At 42.7% G+C, this 15971-nt stretch carries 12 protein-coding genes, 1 tRNA gene and 1 pseudogene; 8 read left to right on the top strand and 6 right to left on the bottom strand.

Annotated features, from left to right (window positions below; all coding sequences use genetic code 11):
• The first annotated feature begins 24 nt into the window (after positions 1-24).
• Positions 25-115 (top strand) — tRNA-Ser (locus R8N46_RS03245).
• Between the two features lie 155 nt (positions 116-270).
• Here R8N46_RS03245 and R8N46_RS03240 read toward each other — a convergent pair.
• Complete coding sequence (locus tag R8N46_RS03240) at positions 271-1821, bottom strand: PAS domain-containing methyl-accepting chemotaxis protein (RefSeq protein WP_181881322.1); 1551 nt, start codon at positions 1819-1821, stop codon at positions 271-273.
• 285 nt (positions 1822-2106) lie between these two features.
• Here R8N46_RS03240 and modF point away from each other — a divergent pair, with 285 nt between their 5' ends.
• Positions 2107-3561 (top strand): molybdate ABC transporter ATP-binding protein ModF, encoded by a 1455-nt coding sequence (gene modF, locus R8N46_RS03235; RefSeq protein WP_115386711.1) that lies wholly within the window; start codon positions 2107-2109, stop codon positions 3559-3561.
• On the opposite strand, the gene R8N46_RS03230 is transcribed toward modF, so the two are convergent.
• Complete coding sequence (locus R8N46_RS03230) at positions 3549-5021, bottom strand: EAL domain-containing protein (RefSeq protein ID WP_054574374.1); 1473 nt, start codon at positions 5019-5021, stop codon at positions 3549-3551. The genes modF and R8N46_RS03230 overlap by 13 nt on opposite strands.
• Before the next feature lie 348 nt (positions 5022-5369).
• On the opposite strand from R8N46_RS03230, the gene R8N46_RS03225 reads away from it, so the two are divergent.
• The 3 genes from R8N46_RS03225 (at position 5370) to R8N46_RS03215 (ending at position 10284) form a co-directional block, all read left to right on the top strand.
• On the top strand, positions 5370-6104 hold the full coding sequence (locus R8N46_RS03225) for an IclR family transcriptional regulator (protein WP_005386192.1): 735 nt from the start codon (positions 5370-5372) through the stop codon (positions 6102-6104).
• Positions 6105-6110: 6 nt separating this feature from the next.
• Positions 6111-6950 (top strand): arginase, encoded by an 840-nt coding sequence (locus R8N46_RS03220; protein WP_005375657.1) that lies wholly within the window; start codon positions 6111-6113, stop codon positions 6948-6950.
• A gap of 307 nt (positions 6951-7257) precedes the next feature.
• A complete protein-coding gene (locus tag R8N46_RS03215; RefSeq protein WP_318098118.1) occupies positions 7258-10284 on the top strand; it encodes a polymer-forming cytoskeletal protein in 3027 nt (1008 codons plus the stop codon).
• Between the two features lie 63 nt (positions 10285-10347).
• Here R8N46_RS03215 and R8N46_RS03210 read toward each other — a convergent pair whose 3' ends face one another.
• The 4 genes from R8N46_RS03210 to pcp all read right to left on the bottom strand — a co-directional run bounded on the left by R8N46_RS03210 (position 10348) and on the right by pcp (position 13961).
• A complete protein-coding gene (locus R8N46_RS03210) occupies positions 10348-11640 on the bottom strand; it encodes a DEAD/DEAH box helicase (RefSeq protein ID WP_005386186.1) in 1293 nt (430 codons plus the stop codon).
• Between the two features lie 170 nt (positions 11641-11810).
• Positions 11811-12797, bottom strand: a complete 987-nt coding sequence (locus tag R8N46_RS03205; protein WP_115386713.1) for a CobW family GTP-binding protein — start codon at positions 12795-12797, stop codon at positions 11811-11813.
• 63 nt (positions 12798-12860) lie between these two features.
• Positions 12861-13124: a hypothetical protein gene (locus R8N46_RS03200; protein WP_115386714.1), complete on the bottom strand. Its 264-nt coding sequence runs from the start codon at positions 13122-13124 to the stop codon at positions 12861-12863.
• Positions 13125-13322: 198 nt separating this feature from the next.
• Positions 13323-13961, bottom strand: a complete 639-nt coding sequence (gene pcp / locus R8N46_RS03195; RefSeq protein ID WP_064354607.1) for a pyroglutamyl-peptidase I — start codon at positions 13959-13961, stop codon at positions 13323-13325.
• Between the two features lie 289 nt (positions 13962-14250).
• Between pcp and R8N46_RS03190 the strand changes: the two genes are divergently transcribed.
• The 3 genes and pseudogenes from R8N46_RS03190 to R8N46_RS03180 form a co-directional block, all read left to right on the top strand.
• Positions 14251-14499 (top strand): hypothetical protein, encoded by a 249-nt coding sequence (locus R8N46_RS03190; RefSeq protein ID WP_005375646.1) that lies wholly within the window; start codon positions 14251-14253, stop codon positions 14497-14499.
• Between the two features lie 306 nt (positions 14500-14805).
• A complete protein-coding gene (locus R8N46_RS03185) occupies positions 14806-15018 on the top strand; it encodes a cold-shock protein (RefSeq protein ID WP_005375644.1) in 213 nt (70 codons plus the stop codon).
• 364 nt (positions 15019-15382) lie between these two features.
• Positions 15383-15689 (top strand): annotated as a pseudogene (locus R8N46_RS03180) (S1 RNA-binding domain-containing protein); the annotation flags it as partial.
• Positions 15690-15971: the final 282 nt, after the last annotated feature.

Below are 15971 nucleotides of genomic sequence, written 5' to 3'. Positions count from 1 at the left end.
GCTCCTTATTATACCGCCCACAACGGAGAGATGGCTGAGTGGTTGAAAGCACCGGTCTTGAAAACCGGCATACGTTAATAGCGTATCTAGGGTTCAAATCCCTATCTCTCCGCCACTTATTTAGAAAGCTCGCATTTATTGCGAGCTTTCGTCGTTTTAGCTCTTAAAAAACGAGATTTAGAAATCCTCGCTCGTAAACGAATCCGGCACTTCACTATATTCCAGTTAAAAGCCCGCTAATGTTTAGCGGGCTTTTAGATTTTCTAAAGTTTAAGCAAACTTTTTAATCATTTCAGACAGGTCATTGGTACAATTTTGCACTTTGGTGTTCATATGGTTCGTTTCAGTCATCAGTTCATACGATTCACTGTACTTTAAATTAAGCGACTGGATGTTTTCATTTATTTCATCCGTTACATAAACCTGCTCTTCTATCGCGACCGCAATTTGTTGGTTTCGTTCGACGACGTCTTGAACAAGGGATTCCAGTTGTTGAATGCTATCCAAAGCAGTACCTAGCAATGTTACCGTTCCGGTCGACATTTCGTTACCTTTCTCTAACGCTGAAACCGCTGATTTGCTCCCATTTTGAATCCCTTCAATGGCCGATTTAATCTCTGTTGTCGATTCCTGAGTTCTTTTAGCTAAGGTTCTCACTTCATCTGCTACAACGGCAAACCCTCTGCCTTGTTCGCCTGCCCTCGCGGCTTCAATTGCAGCGTTCAACGCTAATAAATTAGTTTGTTCGGCAATATCATTGATGACTTCAACAACGGTTCCAATTTGCTCGGTTTGTTGGTTCAAACGTATGACCACTTTAGATATTTCGCCGAGCTCATCAACCAACTCTAAAACCGATTGGTTAACATTATCGATAACGCTACGGCTGTCTATCATCGTATTTTGCGCTTCTAACGTAGCCTCGGCGGTCGCTTGAGCATTATTTGATATCTCAGATGAAGATGCTTGCATCTCGTTGACCGCTGTTGCGACCGAGTCAATCTCCACTTTCTGTGCGCTTAAATTCTCCGTCACTTGCTGGCTATTTGTCGCAGCACTGTTAGCACTTGCGCGCGTTTCTTCGCAAGAGTCTTTTACAGACACGCCAACGCGCCCCAATAGCGCATTGGCAAATTGCTTACGCATCTTCATACCCAGCTCAATCTCAGCCAGATCGTTGATTCTTCCGCAATAAATATATTCCATGAGTGGATTGTTGAAGTCTTGCCTAGCCTGTTTAGCGAGCTTTTCAACTGGTCTGGTTAATACATAAATAGAGAAAACGGAAAGTAACGCAACAACGCTAAACGCTATCACTGGTGATTGATTCATTTGTAGAATGAGTAAGCCAAGAAGGTTTGAAATTAAAAGGAAGAAGGCCGATCTCATCCACAAACGTGTACGAGGAAGATACATTTTCCACGGCTTACGATTATTTCGAAGCTTCGAATACGCTTTTTCCGCTCGCTGGATGTGTATACGCTCAGGTTTAAATCTCACTGATTGGTATTCCACAACTTCACCATTAGATTTTATAGGAGAAGCAAACGCGTCAACCCAATAATAGCCGCCGTTTTTACGTCGATTTTTGACCATTCCCATCCAGTGTTTGCCAGTTTTCAGGTGAGTCCATAAATCTTTAAAAGCCTGTTTTGGCATATCAGGATGACGCACAACATTGTGGGGTTTACCGATAAGCTCCCCTTCATCAAACCCCGCGACTTCATTAAAGTTTTCACTGGCATATTTGATGTAACTGGAGGTATCGGTAATGGAAACTAGGCTGTAACTCGAAGGGTAATCGTATTCCGTTTCACTCATAAACATGTGTCCTTACATTGATTAATTAACAAACGGCAAATATGAATTTATCAGCATAACATATACATGCATAATGATAGGTTGATTCAAAAATAAAACAAAATTATTGACAAGTTTACTTGTTACTTAATGACTCTAGTCGCATTTTTATCCTCTAATACAAGGCTTCGTTAATATGCACAAGACTGAGCACTGTTCAAAATTAATACACAAAAGCGCTTCCGTACTGAGTTCGTAAATTGTTATAAGTAATCCACTAAAACGAAAACAGGGAAGACAAACACAATGACTATTCACTTTCGTCAGCTTGCAGCTAAGAGAAACACGACACACTTGTTTATTGACGATTGGAAAATTAACACTCAGCAGTCTTGGGGGATATTCAGCGCGGATGGAGATATTGGCTCTCTGCTTGGAGACCTTATTTGTGATGAAATGTCACCAAATAGTGGGGAAATTGAGCTAAATGGGCTGTCCGTTGCGCAAGTGTCGTTATCAGAGCAACAGCGATTACTGGAAAGAGAATTAGAAAAGGATGATACGGATTTTCTTGATCGTATCGACCAAGGGAACACTGTTTATTCATTAATCCTAGAGCAGAGCCAAGACACCAACTTAACTGAACAGCTAATTAATGATCTCGACCTAAGTCATCTTAAAGATAGTGGCTTCCGCGTTCTCTCTACCGGAGAAACCAGAAGAGTAATGCTCGCCCGAGCTTTAGCCACACAACCTGACTTAGTATTACTCGATAATCCATTTACTGGCTTAGATATTGCGCACCGAGCTGCTCTCGCTCGCTATTTACACTCGCTTTCTCAAAATGTGCAACTACTCATAACCTTCTCTCGCGAATCTGACATGCCTGAGTGGATCAATAGCATCGCGCTTTTCAGTGCAGGAAAGCTTGATAGTACAATGGATAAGTCCAGTTGGGATAATCATCCAATCATTGGACAAATAAAATCTCAGTCAGAGCAACAGAGTGAAGAAATGATAAGCTTGATACGTCAGCATCAGCACTCGACGCCATTCAACAACCCAATATTTGAACTAAAGAATGGGGCTGTCGAATACACCGATAAGAAGATTTTTACTGACTTGAACTGGCGCATAGACAAGGGCCAACATTGGCAGGTCAAAGGCCCAAATGGTTGTGGAAAGAGTACCTTACTTGGATTGATCTTTGGCGATCATCCGCAATGCTACAGCAATGACATTGATATTTTTGGTAAAAAGCGTGGTACTGGCGAGACAATCTGGGAAATTAAGCAGCATATCGGCATGGTGTCTTCAGCGCTACACCTCCAATATCGAGTCAATTGCAGCGCATTAGAAGTCATTTTGTCAGGATTTTACGATTCGATTGGGTTGTATAACCAGCCAACTCGCAAAGAGATGAATATTGCAAACGAGTGGCTCGATATCTTACATATGAGCCAGTACAAAAAAACCTCATTCAAGCAATTAGAGTACGGTCAGCAGCGACTATTACTGATTGCAAGAGCCATCGTGAAACAACCCACATTATTGATTTTGGACGAGCCGTATCAAGGGTTAGATTTTTTGGGTAGACGGTTAGTTAAGAACACACTTGAACTCATCGCTAGAGAGAATTTAAGCCAACTATTGTATGTGTCTCACTACCAAGAAGACCGCTTAGATAGCATCAAAAATGAGTTAGAGTTTGTGTTTGATGAAAATGCTCAGTGTTATAGAGCTAACGTCTACCAATCATAATGACTTCGCTGCGCAAGCTGCTCATAAGGTAATGGTTTGGAGTACAGGTATCCCTGATGATATCTCACTCCCATCTGCTTTAAGTGTTCAGCTTGCGCTATGGTTTCCACGCCTTCAGCGATCAATTGTACTTGTAATTCTTCCGCGAAATGAACCATCGCTTTTAAGACAGAAGCACTAAGGCTAGGAATACCAATGGTTTCGACAAAGCACTTATCGATTTTTAAGTAATCTATGCGCATGTGCTGTAGAAATGCTAACGAGGTTTGGCCAGTTCCAAAATCATCGATCAGCACATCAATACCATGCACTCGCAGCGCTGCAATGCATTTTCTCGCCTCTGAATCAATGAGCTGACGCTCCGTTATCTCTACCCCTAATGAGACTTTGTTTCGGCTCAACTGTCTGTCGAGCAATTGAATTTTTCTGATCGCGTTTGGTCCGACTAAATAACCAGGCGGCACGTTAATACCAAGGTGGACAGGCTGATCAAAGCCTAATTTACTGAAGTCCTCTGCCGCTTTATCCAGAACGAAATCAGTAAGTAAAAAAACCAATCCACTTTGCTCTGCCGCAGGGACAAACTCATCCGGAGAAATGAACCCCTTACTTTGATGCTCCCATCGCACTAGCGCTTCAAACCCGAATAACTGGCCGGTATCAACGTTAACTTGCGGTTGGTAATACAGGGTCAACTCTCCTCTTTTTATCGCTCTTTTAAGATCCAGTATCAAATTGCGATGGGGATCAATAAACTTATTCAACGCATACAAGCAAAGGTAGATAACGAAAATAATTGGAATTGAGTACAAAAAATAGGAAAGTGTTCTCTGTTTGACGAAAAGATCGCTGGCTTCGCTCAAAGCTTCATACTCAAACATTTGCGACGATTTGATACCGATAGGATTACTTCCCGCTCTTAATGCTCCTTCAGGTGAAACTTGATCATGGATAAACAGCGCAGAGCGTTTTAGGCGTAAATCGTTGTTAAACCCTATTGTTGCATTAAAGTAGTCATGATCGATAATCGTTACGGCTTGATAACCCCGCTCTCCCTCCGTTACCACAAGCAAGAACTGATCGTACAAGCTATCAACACTACCAAACGCTAGCGTTTGTCCCTTAGGAAAGGTGATGTGCTCAGCTAACGGTTTAGAGATACTTCCCAATTTCGAAGAACAAGTAATGACTCCCTCTTTCACAATGAGCATTTCTTCAATATCTCGTTCAAACATTAAGCTTTGCTGGAGCTCTTCACATCGTTCAGGGTGTAGCAACGCCGTGCGGTTTTCTGTCTCTATTTGGAATAAAATTTCATCTGCAATTTGCACATTTTTTTCTAATAAATGATTGAGATTGTTTTGCACGCTTTCACGAGCTAAATACAAAACCTCTCCAATAACCAAGGGAATAGGCAGAAGAAAAATGATGGCTTTTTTAAAAATCGCCTTATTCAGCATATAAAAGTAACCTTTTATAAAACCGATTTACTGAGATGGTACCTCGATTCCGATACCCGCTAGCAACTCACGTTTTTTAACATTATTTGTTTGGATTAACTCAGTATGCGAAACGCTGAGTAATACCGCAAACTAAACAATGTCTTATTCACTCCTGTTCCAATTTAGTATCAAGCGCCTCAAACCTGAGACTTTAATTCGACACCATGTTATGTCTATCGGTACTTGCGAAATTCTTTACCTGTCTGTTTCTCATCATGTAAGAATTACCCATTAAAATTATTTTTCTTTTCTCAGTGATTAAGAATTATATTTGTCGTAACTCCTACAACACGTTACAACACTCTCATGACGACAAACAAAGCTAATGCTAACCAGGTAAACGAAAAATCACTGCAGTTGTTAATGCAAGTTGCAGTTAGTCCGTTCCCAGTTTCGGCGAAAACGCTAAGCGAGCAATTGAACGTTCCTTTAAGCAGCCTTTACCGACACTTAAAACTGCTTAAAGAGTGGAATTTGATCGAAGAAAGCGTTCACGACAAGACATTTGTCGTTGGTCCGGCGGCATTATTACTCATGCACAGCTATGAGACCGCGCAACATGGGCTCGACATGGTCGAAACCATACTGGCTAGGTTGGTACAACAAACCGGGGAAATGGCCGCTTATATGGTACCAGCTGGTTATCGTGCGCTTTGTGTCAGACAGAAAGAAAGTATGCAGGCGCTGCGTTGCAGCTTCGTCCAGGGTCAAAGTCAACCTCTGCTGCGCGGTGCCTCATCTAAAGTGATGCTCGCTTTTATGCCTCAAAGTCGATGCGAGAAAATCTTGAGATATTTTAATCAAGATCACCGACGCGACGAGTGGGAAAAAGAGCTCACAACCATCCGTAAACACGGATATGCCGTCAGTACTTCTGAGATTGACCCTGGTGTTTCAGGTATTAGCGCACCGGTAATGAAAGGAAGCAAACTGATTGGCGCAGTCTCGGTGATGGCTCCGGCCCACCGAGTCGAAAAGGACAAGCAGCGCATTATTTTACATGTACTGCAAGCGGCAAGGGCACTACCACCAGAAAGGTAATTCATCATGTTAAGCTTTTTCAAACGCTATAAACTCCATCACACAGTGAAGCAGCCGCAACATTACCCTTTTTCTTTTATGACAGTGTGTGAGTATTTGCCACCCATGTCTAAGGGCGCGTTTGAATTAGCTGATCAAAGTTTGGAAAATGCTAGTGATTGGCTTTACCAACAACATGATCATGAAACCGCTGAGAACTATGGGCACTTCAACCACGACAAACTGGAGAATGGCGAGTTTCAAGAAGCATTAAGCCTTTCGCTTTCTCGTCACTCAATTCCGGTTTTAGTCACTAACTGTACCGAGGCAATCTTGTCCATGTTACCTGTGGTCGTGTCCTATCGAGACGAAGTGGGTGTCGTAAATATCGGGCATAACATGAACTTGAAGCCGACACTTGAGCCACGCTTAGGCTCTGCATTCCATTTTGCTCTTTCTCGCTATCAAAACGTACGATTGTTTTTTGCTGGCGTCAGTGAGCAAGAGACGAAGCAGGAAACGTGGGAATACGCGGAAGATCAAGGTTGTGATTGGGTGACCGAGAAAGAGTTTTCTTTTCGTCATCGCAATAACGTTAAGCAACAGATCGGCAATTACCTAGACCACTGCGACCAAATAATCATTAGCATCGACCTTGGATCTCTAAAAACCAAAAACAGCCTTGATGGCGCGTCAGAAATTGATATCCAAATGGTTCTACGCACGATTAGGCAATGTTTGGTTGCAGGTAAAGTGCGAGCAATTCAGCTCGTTGGCGATCGAGATTGTCTGGTGTATTCGAGACAAACGAAAGCCATACTAGAAGAGTTATATCAGATGGCCCCACTCATCGTTCACGCTGCCTAGCGTTATAAACATTCAGAATCAGGATCGCGTCCTTCCTGATTCTGAACCAACATGCTTACTCATTATCCTTAACTAACAAATAGTTACACATATAAAGCGACACACATCACACTTACCTCTTGAACTAACCTGACACTTACGTTGTAATAAGGCCGCTAAACTTTGGTATGACATACGAAATAAAAATTAACCAAAGTTCAATAACTAAGCGGCTTCAAAACAAAAAAGTACCGCAGCTATTCCAATTTCAGTGAGCATTTGCTCACGCTCGCTTGATGCCATCTTGTTCCACTCATTAGGACATTTGATGATGCGTCTTTGCAGTATTTTCACTGCGGTTCTTTTTTTACCGCTAACCTCACACGCCACCACTTATGACGTAAAAGATCTATCTGAGTTAGGTCAACTTTGCTCACACAAGAGTTTTAGTATCGAAAGCGATGGCACGACTTATCGCTGTACAGGGAAACTAGTCCTACCCGCTGGTGATAAAATTGTCTCCTCATTACCGGAAAAAGAGATAACGTTAAAAGCAGATTATGGCATTGTGTTAGAGGGGAATAATACGATTGGTGAACCCAATAAACGTATCTCTCTACACGCCCTCGCTACCGGATTAACGGTTAACAATGAGAAAGCATCAAACCTCGACGATTACCAAAACAAACACACTGTCATCTATGGTGATCTTCTATCGGCTTACCCAACAAAGCTGCATAACATTCTCATAGACGGGAATATTAAGCTAACAGGTTCGACACTTCACATTGATGGAACGTACAACACCATTATTGGTGATATTTCGACACACAGCACGACCAATGTATTTAATACAAACATCTGTGGTAAGGTCGAATCACAAGGCGAAACACTACACCTAAAAACAAACCATCCTTTACAAGACCATTTTGTCGTCGGTGATGTTTCTGCGCACAACTCTCTGATTATAAAAGATATGTCGATCTATGGTACGGCTGAATCTGTAGGATCGTCAGCTACATTAAGTGGCTCATTCTATAGTTCCACCGCAGCAATTAAATACTTCCAAACATTGAACTTCAACAACGCTCCAAATCAGCCTAGTCAAGTTTGTGGTGAAATCCAACAAACGCCAGGAAGTGCACAAACGAAAGCACAAGACAACAAATACACGCAATACTGTGGATTGGGCGAGGCTGATTGTCACTACTCTTCCCAAGTCTGTCCAATCACCCCTCAAGATGTTCCGAATTGCAGCATGCAGCCTCCATCGGAGAACGACTTAAACCTCAGCGTCACACCATCGGACGACATGGCACTGATGTGCGGCGACGATCTTCCGCAATTTACAGCAATGACAACCAATAATGGAGAAGTTGTAAGCGCAGAAGTCAGTGCAGCCCTATCACACCCTGACTTGTTCACTTTAGAGGTGGTTAAAGGTCAGCAGACATTAGAAGCAAACCAATTTATATCTAACGATAATGGTGAACTTGTTGTTCGAGTGGTTCCGAATAATATTGATACGATCTCGTTAGATACCAACTACACACTAACTTTCACTATGGCGAAAGACACGAGCAAGCATCAAACTGTTCGCTTTATGTTTACGCCATTTATGTTTGAGGCCTACTCAAAGACGAAAAGCGCCACTTTAAATGAAATACGCGTTATTGCAGGTAAACCAGAAAACGTGCATACGCGATTGCTTGCTTGTGCCTCCACCGGCGAACCTGTAGTGGCAAGCAACTACAATGGTACGCCTAAGGTTTTTCATCCATTGGTTCAACCATTAGGAGGAAGTGAAGGAAACTTTAGCTATTCAGCAGAATTTGAAGATGGCTTGTCTGAACATGGCCTTATCACGAACGAATCCGGCATATTTGAAGTGACATTGTCCGATCATTTTGAATGTGAGGGATTTGAAGAGTGCCCAGAAGAAGGCAAAGTGGAAGTGAAAGGAACATTTAATGTGCACTCGCGACCATGGACACTGGCTATCTGTGACAACCAACGTGCTTTGCCTTCTGGTACCTCTAAACAGGGAGATGGGTTTATCGCTGCTGGAGAACTTTTCTCTCTAACAGTGAAACCAATCATTTGGCAACCTGACGTCTCTGTAAGTGGTTCTGTTGAATCAGCACGCTATTGTGATGCCTCTATCACCCGTAATTTTATGCTTGATGACGCTCCAGCAGCATCCGTTGTCTTGTCGAGTGAGCAACATACGCCATCAGAGACAGCGAACCAAACCTCAAAATTGCTAAAAAGTAGTGACTCACTGGCTCAGGCGCATAATTCAGCCAAGAATGATCAATTCGTCTTTAATGGATTATATTGGGAAGAAGTCGGGAGCTTGAGAGTAAAAGCAAACCTAGAAAGTAAATATCTAGGTATGACTGTTAACGAAAGCTATCGTTACATCGGTCGTTTTTACCCAAAATATTTTCAAGTGCAAGACCAAGAATGGCACTACCCACATGGCCAAACTTTTGCTTACATGAATCAACCTTTTGAGAAAGTCACTTACGATGTTGTCGCACTCAATGCGAATAAGGAAAACGTGAAGAATTACGTCCACTTTTCGTCTAACCTTCAACAACATTTCGATTTAGGCGAGCTAAGCTCATACTCCGATCGGTTTTTGCCGCCTAAGCCTAAGAAGGTAGACTGGAAACTACTGGGTAGCGCGAGTGTTGGAACGTTTGTTATAGAGAAGCCCTCGACCAATGCGACTTGTAACAATAGCCCATGCTGGAAAAAGAACACGACAGATAAGCAATATCCTGATGGCCCATTTAATAAAGGGACTAACAGTGACAGCAGCAAAATAGGTATAGTCACGACTAAAGCCGTTGATGAGGTAAATTTCTTTGATAACAGCGAAATGCTCACAAAACAACCAGACATTCGATTCGGTCGTTTGAACTTTCAAGATGTAGGTGGCAACCAAGGCATGGTGATCAAAGTGCCACTTGATGTGGAAATTTGGCAAAACGGTCGATTTACAACTAACTTCGATGACAGCTCAACAACGGCGAATGGTGAATATTACTTCAGCACGCCAATTTGGTCTCATGCGCCAGCAAACAACGCCCTGCTTTCTGGCGTTGGAACGATGAGTATTGGCAGGATAACCGATATCGTTGCAAGCCAAATTGACTCAGCGCGCGAGCAAATACAATTCCACCTAGATTTAGACAGCTCAGGCAATCGCATCCCTTGGCTGAAATACGACTGGGATAGCTCTACAAGTGAAGAGGAAAACCCACCCGTCATTGTTACGTTTGGTATTCACCGAGGAAACGATCGCATTATTTATCGTGGTGAACCCAATATGCTTGGCCTAAATTAACGCGAAACGGCAAACAAAAAGAGCCCCTCAATTGAGGGGCTCTTTTCACACAGACTGTGTAATTTACTTTGCGCCACGACGCGCTTTCAGGCGCTTCACCATAGCAAGACGACGCTCTGCCGACCCTTGGTCTGTTGCCGACTGGTTCGGATTATTACGACGACCTTGACGATTCTTAAATGCTGGTTTTGAGTGCAGCTTTTCAATGTAAGATTCACGCTGTTTTGGTTCATAGCCTGCAAGCTCAATACGGCGAATGCGTTGCTGGATCAGATTTTCAACCTGAACCACCGTGAGCTCTTCATCTCGATTTACAAATGAAACAGCATGGCCTTGCTTACCTGCACGGCCTGTACGACCAATTCGGTGAACGTAATCTTCCGCTAAGAAAGGCATGTCATAGTTCACAACGTGAGGTAAATCTTCAATATCTAAACCTCGAGCAGCGACATCGGTAGCCACCATGACACGTGCTTTACCGGACTTAAACTCTTCTAGCGCACGACGACGAGCGCTTTGAGCACGGTCACCATGACAAACCACCGCTTTGATACCATCAAGTTTCAGCTCTTTTACCACTTCGTTTGCGGTCTCTTTATAGTTCACAAATACCAACACTTGTTTCCAGTTTTTGCGACCAATTAGCTCTGAAAGCAGTTCCGTTTTTCGCTCTTGATCAACTGGATATAGCACGTGAGCAACTGTTTGTGCCGTAGTATTTGCACGCTCTACTTCGATACGTTTTGGTTTACGCAGAATGTCTTTCGCTAACAGATTTAGCTGGCTTGAAGTCGTTGCCGAAAACATCATGATTTGTGGGTCTGTATCCACATCCAGCATGATCTTACGAACTGCATGAATAAAGCCCATATCCAAGATACGGTCTGCTTCATCAAACACCAAAAACTCTAAGTGTGCCACCGAGACATTACCTTGTTCGATGTGTTCTTCCAATCGACCAGGTGTAGCCACAAGGATATCAACACCATTTTCCAGTGCCGCAACCTGAGAAGACATTTTACGGCCACCGAAAATCGCCGCCACCGACAGATTGGTGTACTTCGTGTAAGCTTTGATGTTGTCAGCAATTTGTTCAGCAAGCTCGCGAGTTGGAGCCAAGATAAGTGCGCGAGCAGTCTTACGAGAAGCGCTACGGTTACTGTCTAGCAGCTGCTGAATCATAGGCAGAGAAAACGCAGCCGTTTTACCAGTACCTGTTTGTGCTGTAGCGAAAATATCATGACCTTTGCGAGCCATTGGAATCGCCTTCTGTTGAATTGGCGTTAACTTTTCATAACCGCATTCTGCCAGTGCTTTAACCACTTCTGGCGCAAAACCTTGAGATGAAAATGACATTGAGCGTATTCCTTAAACAAACCACTAAAAATAGCTTTAAAAATTTAGCCGTGCACTATACCCGAATTTGAGTGATTTATCTCACTTTTCTCATTGAAACGCTACAAAAGCAAAAACGGCGAACGCAGACAGATTGCTGGCTCACCGTTTCCGTTTAACATTTGTTCGATTTAACGCTTGATGCCAGACAACTGAAGGAGAATTTGCTCAAGTTCATCCCATGGCAACAGCTGAGAATCTATCACTTCTAATCGTGATTCAAACCCTTCTAAGCTGATTTCATTCACCGACACGACTCGGTTGGCAACATTAAACGCGTAACACCCCTGATCCGTGTTGACCACCGCTTTAACACGTTCAGCCGTTAAGTCCGAAAGCATTGAGAAGAGTTTATCAAAATCAAACGTGTACTCTGCCCCAAACAACCACCCGCAACTAAAATACCCTTGCCCTTTGTTCTCTTTACGCACAAAGGCTTCACCTGGCGGCAACTGGAATTGAGGCTCTTGGTGAGCATGGTCATGATGATGTGACTCGATATGGGAAGAAGCGCTGCCGTAAACCCGTTCGATATCCAAGACTTCTATCGGTAACTCACCATCATGAATAAGCTTACTGAATACTTTTGAGGGAGATTGGTCCGTCACCCAGTCATTAAACACATCAATGTCGTGGCTGGAACATAGGTCAACCTTACTACCAATAACCATATCTGCACTGTCTAACTGGTCCACGAAGTTTTGGTTAGAAAGATACTTTTCATCACTTAAGTTACGCGGATCAACCAAGGCAATCGTCGCTTTAAGATCAACGTAAGGTTCATACTGCTGTGAGGTAAGCGTCGCGATAACCTGTTTTGGATGACCAAGGCCTGTCGGCTCAATCAATAAACGGTCCGGTTTTTGACGCAATAATGCTGTGATACCTACCGACATCGGCACACCCGCAGTGCAGCACATACAACCACCCGGCACTTCTTTAATCAGCGCGCCTTGGTCGGTCATCAATGCACCGTCGATGCCAATCTCACCAAATTCATTGACCAAAACCGCCCAGTTTTCTTTTTCCGGTTTGTTCTTCAGTAGATTTAAAATCGTGGTCGTTTTACCGACACCCAAAAATCCGGTCAGTATGTTGGTTGGTACTCGATTTGACATGCTTATCTCCGACACGTTAGTGCATTAATGCTCCAGCAAAGTATACGGAGAATGTGACTCGCTTCAACGCTTTTTATCGCACTCATCAAGCTCATTGCGTGATGCGTTGGCACACATTTTTCGAGCTTGTTTGGGTTGACTTATCAACTCTGAACGCTTCATATCAGACAGGTATCTACTGGTATAAATAACGCAAGTAAAAAACGCGATAACAGCGACTACGATGGGAAGAACTCCGAGCGTGTTTTCGAATTTAAGCGCAGCAATAGCCAACGCGAAAACAACGACAGAGATAAGTGCGATTGACTTACTTTTGTTGCTTTTCATAATAACTCGCCTTTCGTAAAGTTAGCCCCTAACACCTCCTGTACTAGAGGAATGCCAGTTTGGAACAACATCTAACCTGACTATTCAATGCTACTCCTTTCGCTACTTGTGAAATTTGACAAAGCTAACATTTACTACAACATCAAACGACGAGCTTATTATTATCTTTCAGACACTTACTGGATTTTAAAACACTTACTAGCAAATCGTTCCACCGCTTACCAGGATATCGCTATCATTGGCAATACAAACTTGCGCCACCAGCCTTAGCCCTTCGACTATCATGTCCAAAGACATAGAAGGCTGACTGCCATCTACTGCTTGTTCTGGCAATAATGGGATATGAACAAACCCATGACGAATAGGTTTGTCTTTTAGATAATGTTGGATGCCATAAAAAAGGTGGTTACATACAAATGTTCCGGCACTGTTGGAAATCTGGCTAGGTATCCCCTGCTTTTGCAGCGTTTGAACAACACGCTTTATCGGCAGCGTCGAGAAGTAAGCATCAGGACCATCGGCCACCACGGGTTCATCAATCGGCTGATGACCAGCGTTATCTGGAATACGAAAATCATCGACATTAATTGCGACACGCTCTGGGGTTATCGCGCTACGCCCGGCCGCTTGCCCTACAGTAATCACACAGTCTGGCTGGTGCGCTTCTATTGCTTCAATAACGACTTTCACCGAGTCATATCGAACTACGGGGACTGGGCAAGTAACTATCACACCGCCTTTTATGGCCGCAGCCTCTAATTGCTTGACCGCTTCTAAGGCGGGGTTAATGGCGTCACCACCAAAAGGTTCAAAACCGGTAATCAGGACTTTCTTCATAACAGCCTTTAGGAAAAGAGTTTTACAAATTATTGCACTCCCCTTTACCCCATCCAATAGCAAAAGTATTGATGAGATAAACCAGACAACATTATGTGACTCATGTCTAACCAGAGAGTGTTTTCTGCCTCATTGAATCTAGGCAAGTTCCGGACTATCGAGACTAACTTATTGATGATTAGTGGCAGGGCAAGGTTCTCTCATTACATGACGCACGTAGAAGCTTGGTTTCCACGCTTAACTTAGGTAGAGTACGCGACCGCAATGCAATTCGAAGAGATTGAATACAATGAATATTGATAACCATGTAATCGAAACGATTGAAGAGTTAGAGGCATTTCTGCATTTAGTAGAAAGCGGCGCTCTTGGCCTTGAAGGTGTCACTGGCGTTGCGCTAGCCACCTCTAATACCGATGGTCGTCCATTTGTTGCCGTATTAGGAGAAAAGCACCAATTGCTCCTCGGTCGCTGGGTTTCGCAGCACGTATATGACAATGGTAAAGACATCGTTCGTAACGGCCCAACCAGAAAACACTAAGCGCTCGACGCCACCTATAACATCACGCCGTCTTATACACCAAGCGTATGCTTTGAAAGCAATGCGCTTGGTGTACTCAAAAAATAAAAAAGAAAAGGCTAGCCTTTATTAATTTTGTCGGTATACTGCACATCAGCTCTTACGGAAAGAGCTATTAATGTAATTAAAGATCAAAGTTTCTCTCAGTTCCACATCGAATTCCTCGTTTACGTTCCTGCGACAAAATAGTTATCTCTAAAATCATATAGTAGCACTTGATATTAGCTAAAAATTCAATATTTAAAACAATCAAATATAGAGGTATCTATGTCTAATAAATTAACTGGTTCAGTAAAATGGTTCAACGAAACTAAAGGTTTTGGTTTTATTTCTCAAGACAATGGCGGTGATGACGTATTCGTTCACTTCCGTTCTATTGTTTCTGAAGGCTTCAAAACTCTTACTGAAGGCCAAAAAGTATCGTTCGTTGTTGAACAAGGTAACAAAGGTTTACAAGCAGCTGAAGTAACTGCTCTGTAATTCTTTGTGTGGCATCAATGTTGTTGGTGCCACAATCCCCTTCCACTTATTACTGCCCTTACTATTCTCTATCTAAGTTTATATAGCCAAATCACTTACCTTACCTCTCCCACACCATCATTAATCACTTTCAATAAAGTCACTTTGGTATACATCTTTAGGTAATCACACAACCTACCTTGCAATTCCAGTTTGGAATTAAATTAATCTCATTCATATCTGAATCACTTCGCCTCATGCTTTGCTCATAAAAATAAAGTTTATAAAATAAAAGCGATTGGCGAATATAAGAGAAAAAATGAAATTAAATATATCTGCTCAATCAATAAATTCTAATAACTACGAGCACATAATCCCTAGCTGAGAGGTTGAGTCAGCACTGAAATGTCATTACATGAAGCCATTTATCGGACAACACTTCATAGGGACAGCGTGTGGAGTCACACACTTCGGGGTATTTGTTGAGTTAGAGGAACCGAACCGAAGGTCTCATTCCTTTATCAAGTTTCCAAAATGGTGAGTTCGAATTTGATGCAGTCAAACAAAAAATTTCCAGCCAGAGCGCCACGTTTACTTTAGGAGCTAAAGTGCACGTGTTGGTTAAAGACGCCGATTCGAGACAAAGAAAGATCATGTCCAACTTAAAAGACGCGGAACACGCGGTAGGTTAGCCTGTTTTAGGTTACTTTCTAATCCATTAATCAAAAATAAAAAATAAGCTTTTAATACCGCAATTAACTTGTGACATTTCGCTGACATCGACTCATTCTAAAACCCTAATATCTGACAAAGGAAACGAATCTAATTTTTGTTTCCAGACACCATCGCAGAGTGTATTTCCAGCATTCTGTTTGCCTCGAGAGGTTCTTATGACAGCCTAGGATCTCTCGAGGCTTTTTTGCATCTATTCAAACCACCTGATTCTACATCACAACTATTATCCCCTACACAAG

Origin of the sequence: Vibrio sp. 1874, assembly GCF_033344395.1 — a bacterium.
GTDB classification, from domain to species: domain Bacteria; phylum Pseudomonadota; class Gammaproteobacteria; order Enterobacterales; family Vibrionaceae; genus Vibrio; species Vibrio alginolyticus.
The sequence above is the reverse complement of the archived record's forward strand: the minus strand, read 5'-3'. Positions and strand labels throughout refer to the sequence as shown.

Excerpts from the sequence above, each read along its gene's own strand:
- R8N46_RS03200 (WP_115386714.1), bottom strand. The coding sequence starts at position 13,124 with ATGAAAAGCAACAAAAGTAAGTCAATCGCACTTATCTCTGTCGTTGTT.
- pcp (WP_064354607.1), bottom strand. The coding sequence starts at position 13,961 with ATGAAGAAAGTCCTGATTACCGGTTTTGAACCTTTTGGTGGTGACGCC.
- R8N46_RS03185 (WP_005375644.1), top strand. The coding sequence starts at position 14,806 with ATGTCTAATAAATTAACTGGTTCAGTAAAATGGTTCAACGAAACTAAA.
- R8N46_RS03230 (WP_054574374.1), bottom strand. The coding sequence starts at position 5,021 with ATGCTGAATAAGGCGATTTTTAAAAAAGCCATCATTTTTCTTCTGCCT.
- modF (WP_115386711.1), top strand. The coding sequence starts at position 2,107 with ATGACTATTCACTTTCGTCAGCTTGCAGCTAAGAGAAACACGACACAC.
- R8N46_RS03210 (WP_005386186.1), bottom strand. The coding sequence starts at position 11,640 with ATGTCATTTTCATCTCAAGGTTTTGCGCCAGAAGTGGTTAAAGCACTG.
- R8N46_RS03240 (WP_181881322.1), bottom strand. The coding sequence starts at position 1,821 with ATGAGTGAAACGGAATACGATTACCCTTCGAGTTACAGCCTAGTTTCC.
- R8N46_RS03220 (WP_005375657.1), top strand. The coding sequence starts at position 6,111 with ATGTTAAGCTTTTTCAAACGCTATAAACTCCATCACACAGTGAAGCAG.
- R8N46_RS03205 (WP_115386713.1), bottom strand. The coding sequence starts at position 12,797 with ATGTCAAATCGAGTACCAACCAACATACTGACCGGATTTTTGGGTGTC.
- R8N46_RS03215 (WP_318098118.1), top strand. The coding sequence starts at position 7,258 with ATGATGCGTCTTTGCAGTATTTTCACTGCGGTTCTTTTTTTACCGCTA.
- R8N46_RS03190 (WP_005375646.1), top strand. The coding sequence starts at position 14,251 with ATGAATATTGATAACCATGTAATCGAAACGATTGAAGAGTTAGAGGCA.
- R8N46_RS03225 (WP_005386192.1), top strand. The coding sequence starts at position 5,370 with ATGACGACAAACAAAGCTAATGCTAACCAGGTAAACGAAAAATCACTG.